Origin of the sequence: Paenirhodobacter ferrireducens (assembly GCF_004022265.1) — a bacterium.
In the GTDB taxonomy this organism is placed as follows: Bacteria; Pseudomonadota; Alphaproteobacteria; order Rhodobacterales; family Rhodobacteraceae; genus Rhodobacter; species Rhodobacter ferrireducens.
In genome coordinates, this window is sequence record NZ_SAVB01000043.1 from 1 (window position 1) to 3,906 (window position 3,906).

At 65.2% G+C, this 3,906-nt stretch carries 5 protein-coding genes and 1 pseudogene; 2 read left to right on the forward strand and 4 right to left on the reverse strand.

Features of this window, described 5'->3' with window-relative positions:
* Positions 1-291: 291 nt before the first annotated feature.
* The 3 genes from EOW65_RS19685 to EOW65_RS19695 form a co-directional block, all read right to left on the reverse strand.
* The gene (locus tag EOW65_RS19685) at positions 292-1,032 is read right to left on the reverse strand and encodes an SDR family oxidoreductase (RefSeq protein ID WP_128152364.1); all 741 of its coding nucleotides are present in this window, start codon (positions 1,030-1,032) and stop codon (positions 292-294) included.
* A gap of 27 nt (positions 1,033-1,059) precedes the next feature.
* Positions 1,060-1,410, reverse strand: a complete 351-nt coding sequence (locus tag EOW65_RS19690) for a cyclophilin-like fold protein (protein WP_128152366.1) — start codon at positions 1,408-1,410, stop codon at positions 1,060-1,062.
* Between the two features lie 91 nt (positions 1,411-1,501).
* Complete coding sequence (locus tag EOW65_RS19695) at positions 1,502-1,897, reverse strand: (R)-mandelonitrile lyase (protein WP_128152367.1); 396 nt, start codon at positions 1,895-1,897, stop codon at positions 1,502-1,504.
* Between the two features lie 111 nt (positions 1,898-2,008).
* On the opposite strand from EOW65_RS19695, the gene EOW65_RS19700 reads away from it, so the two are divergent.
* Entirely contained in the window at positions 2,009-2,896 is an 888-nt protein-coding gene (locus EOW65_RS19700; protein ID WP_128152369.1) for a LysR family transcriptional regulator, read from the forward strand.
* Positions 2,897-3,369: 473 nt separating this feature from the next.
* On the opposite strand, the gene EOW65_RS20445 is transcribed toward EOW65_RS19700, so the two are convergent.
* On the reverse strand, positions 3,370-3,507 hold the full coding sequence (locus EOW65_RS20445; protein ID WP_206364112.1) for a DUF2268 domain-containing putative Zn-dependent protease: 138 nt from the start codon (positions 3,505-3,507) through the stop codon (positions 3,370-3,372).
* 95 nt (positions 3,508-3,602) lie between these two features.
* Here EOW65_RS20445 and EOW65_RS19715 point away from each other — a divergent pair.
* Positions 3,603-3,906: pseudogene (locus tag EOW65_RS19715) on the forward strand (transposase); the annotation flags it as partial.

Sequence of the window (3,906 nt, forward strand, 5' to 3'; positions counted from 1 at the left end):
AAACGCTCGCGCCGGTCTGTGAGGGTGTCATGGTCAGCCTGCCTGCTGCGCAGCGCAACTGACCAACCCGGCCCGCATCAGAGCGCGAGGCCCACCGAAAGTGACACCACCGGCGGGGACACTATCCATAAGTGGCACATCGACACGTTGCACATCGACACGTTGCACAAACCGCTTCTGGTCAGAAGATCCAGGCATCAGGTCGTTATCGCGGGGATCGGGGCACGCCGCAAAGGGCCATCTGAGGCACGCGGCCAAGGCGGCGGAGCTGTCACTCCGCCGCCCGCCAGTTCACCAGGCCTGAACGGTCGGCCCGACGGTCAGCTCGCTGACATTGGTATCCGCAGGCTGCTCGATGGCGAAGGCCACGACATTGGCGATCCGGTCCGGGGTGATGCCGACCTGTTCGTAAAGCGCGGCCATGCCGGCCGCGGTGCCGGGCTCGCTGATCGTGTGCAGAAGCTCGGTGTTGATCGCGGCCGGGAAGATCGTCGCGGTGCGGATATTGGTGCCCTCCATCGCCGATTCCATGCGCAGGATCTCCATGAAGTCGCGCACAAAGAACTTGGTGCCGCCATAGACCGCCGCCGCCGGATAGGCCTTGAGCCCCGCGACCGAGGAGGTCGCGATCACATGGCCTGATTTCTGCGCGATGAACTCGGGCAGCACGGCGGCGACACCGTTCAGCACGCCCTTGATGTTGATGTCGACCATCGCGTGCCAGTCGTCGGTCTTCAGCGCCGAGAGCGGCGAGCTGGGCATGATCCCGGCATTGAGGAAGATCACGTCGACATGGCCGAAACTGTCCTTCGCCAGTTTCACGAGCGCGTCGTTGTCGGCCTGGCTCGTGACATCGAGCACCTGCCAGATCGCCTCGCCCCCCGCGGCGGTGATCTCATCCGCCAGGGCCTTCAGACGGTCCGCGCGGCGTGCGCCCAGAACGACCTTCGCGCCCTTCGCGGCGAGCAGCTTCGCGGTGGCCTCGCCGATGCCCGACGACGCGCCGGTGATGATGATGACCTTGTCTTTCATGTTCGTTACCTTTCGTTGAGACAGGCCTCAGCCGTGAGCGATCACGCTGAGGGGATAGGTGCCGCGCAGCCGGAGGGGCGCGATGTCGCCCTCGATCCGGCCCAGCCGGATCAGCCCGCGGGAATAGCGATAGGGCGCGTGGAAAAACACGAGATTGCCCCAGGGCGCATAGGTGCAGACGTCACCCACGGCTTCGTTGCCGAAGGGGGCGGCCCCCTCTTCGGTCAGCTTGCGCGGCAGATAGGCGATCTTTTCGTTCTGCGCATAATCTTCGATCGTCAGATCGAGCGGCAGCAGCGACAGCAGGTCCCGCGCGGCCGGGCTGTCGTTCAGGGCGACGGTGAAGCACTGATCGGCAAAGCGGCAAATGAGGCGCATCGGAAGCTCCTTAGGCGTAGCATGCGCAGGGCGGCCCACCGCGGCACAGGCTGCACCCGTGGTGAAGCTGCGCCGCGTCATCGGGGCGGGGTCAGCCGCGGTAGTCTGCATCGCTGACCGGTTCGAGCCAGGTGACGACCTCGCCCTCGACTGCCTCCTGAATGGCGATATGGGTCATCGCCACCTCGGGGGCGGCACCATGCCAGTGCTTCTCCCCCGCCGGGAACCAGACCACGTCGCCGGGCCGGATCTCCTCGATCGGGCCGCCGGCGCGCTGCACCCGACCAAGCCCTGCGGTGACGATCAGCGTCTGCCCGGCCGGGTGGGTGTGCCACACGGTGCGCGCACCGGGTTCGAAGGTCACGGCGGCGCCTGCCGCCTGCCCCGGCGGCTCGGCCTGAAACAGCGGGTCGATCCGCACCGTGCCGGTGAACCAGTCGGCCGGCCCCTTGATCGAGGGGGTGCTGCCTGCGCGGGTGATTTTCATCGGAACCTCCTGCTTGCGTCGGTTGCCGTTGTTATATGGCGGCGCGCGACTTATTGATTAGAGGCGAGGTATCGCTTGCACCTATCGACCAGGGCCATGAATGGGGGCGCAATGGCGCAGACCGATTTCAACGATCTGATGTGGTTCCTGGCGGTCACCGAGGAGGGCAGCTTCACCCGGGCCGCGGCGAAGCTCGGCGTGGTGCAATCGACGCTGAGCCACCGGATCAGGAAGCTCGAGACGCAGATGGGGATGCGGCTTCTGGCGCGCACCACCCGCTCGGTCGCCACGACCGAGGCGGGCGAGCGGCTGCGGCGGGCGCTCGCGCCCCGGGTGAGCGAGATCGAGGAGGAGATCGCCGCGCTGATGGAGCTGCGCGACCGGCCCGCGGGCTCGGTGCGGATCACGCTCTCGCATCACGCGCTGACGCAGCTGATCTGGCCCAAGCTGCGCCCGGTGCTGCGTGACTATCCCGACATCCGGCTGGAGCTGAGTGTCGACGGCGGCTTTCGCAACATCGTCGAGGACGGGTTCGATGCCGGGATCCGGCTGGGCGAAAGTGTCGAGCACGACATGATCGCGCAGCGCGTCGGGCCGGACTGGCGGCTCGTCGCGGTGGCGTCGCCCGGCTATCTCGCGGCCCGCGGGCGGCCCCGCCATCCGCAGGATCTGCTGGCGCAGGATTGCATCAACCGGCGTCTGGTGACGGCGGGCGGCCTTTACGTCTGGGAGTTCGAGAAGGACGGCAAGGAGTTGCGGGTGCGTGTCGAGGGGCGGCTGACGCTGAACGACGAGGCGACGATGGTCGCGGCGGCGCTTGACGGGGTCGGCATCGCCTATGTGCCCGAGGATATGGTCACGGCACATCTGCACAGCGGCGCGCTTGAGCTGCTGCTGGATGACTGGTCGCCGCGCTTCGCCGGCTATCACATCTATTACCCGAGCCGGCATCAGAACCTGCCCGCCTTCAAGGTCGTGGTGAACGCGCTGCGAAACTGAGTGCAGCAGAACGGGGGTTTACCTGTCCGGCCGAGGCCCTGTCGAAAACCGACAGAACATGGCTGGTCCCGGAATGGTGTTCGCCCGCAGGAGACCCTGAGGGGATTTGTTCGATGCCAGCGGTTGCGGTCGGCCTGGCAAGGAAATCGTTCTTCGCGGCCTCGGGAATCTGAGTTTCCGCACAGCCTCGGCCGAGGCTGTGTGAAAACTTGATCGGACATGGCCGGCTCCGGAATAGTGTTCGCCCGTTGGCGATCCTGAGAAGTTTTGTTCCGATGCTGGCGACCGCTGGCAGCCTGACAAGGAAATCGTCCTTCGCGATTTCAGGAAATCTGAGTTTTCACACAGCCTCGGCCCAAAGCTGCCGGCTGAGCATGCGTCGTCGCCGCGGCGCAGCTTCCCGGAAGCCGTCGGTCGTGGCATTGTGCAGCAAAATCCGGGGCGAATGTCGCTGATGCGGACAGAGCTGCCGCTCAAACAGCGTCGAGCAGTGCGCGAAAATCGGCAGCGTCTGCGTGAACCAGATTGGATGCACGGGCATCGCCATGCGCTGCCAGATAACGCCGAACCAGTTCATATCCGAGGGAGTAGCCCACCCATGCCGGGAACACCTGTGATCCGAAGAACCATTCACTATGGTTGGGGCTTGTTGCACATATCAGTGAGAGGGATTCACCTTGAGAATCCTGAGGGTTAGATCGTTGGCATGCCAGAGCCTGCCAACACCCGCTACCGCACGACGAACTGGTCCGGCTATAACGCCTCCCTGAAGCGGCGAGGATCGTTGTCCGTCTGGTTCGATCCGGAAATGTCTTGGCAGGCCGAGCGAGCTGTCAAGCGCGGCCACCCCGAGACCTTCTCCGACAGCGCCATTCAGACCTGTCTGACGTTGAAAGTGTTGTTCGGCCTGCCGCTTCGTCAGAGTGAGCCAGTGAGGCGCCATTGGTCCGAGCCCACTGGCGAACGGTCTGGTGGCGAGCTTGATCGAGATGGCCGGGCTCGACTGGCCC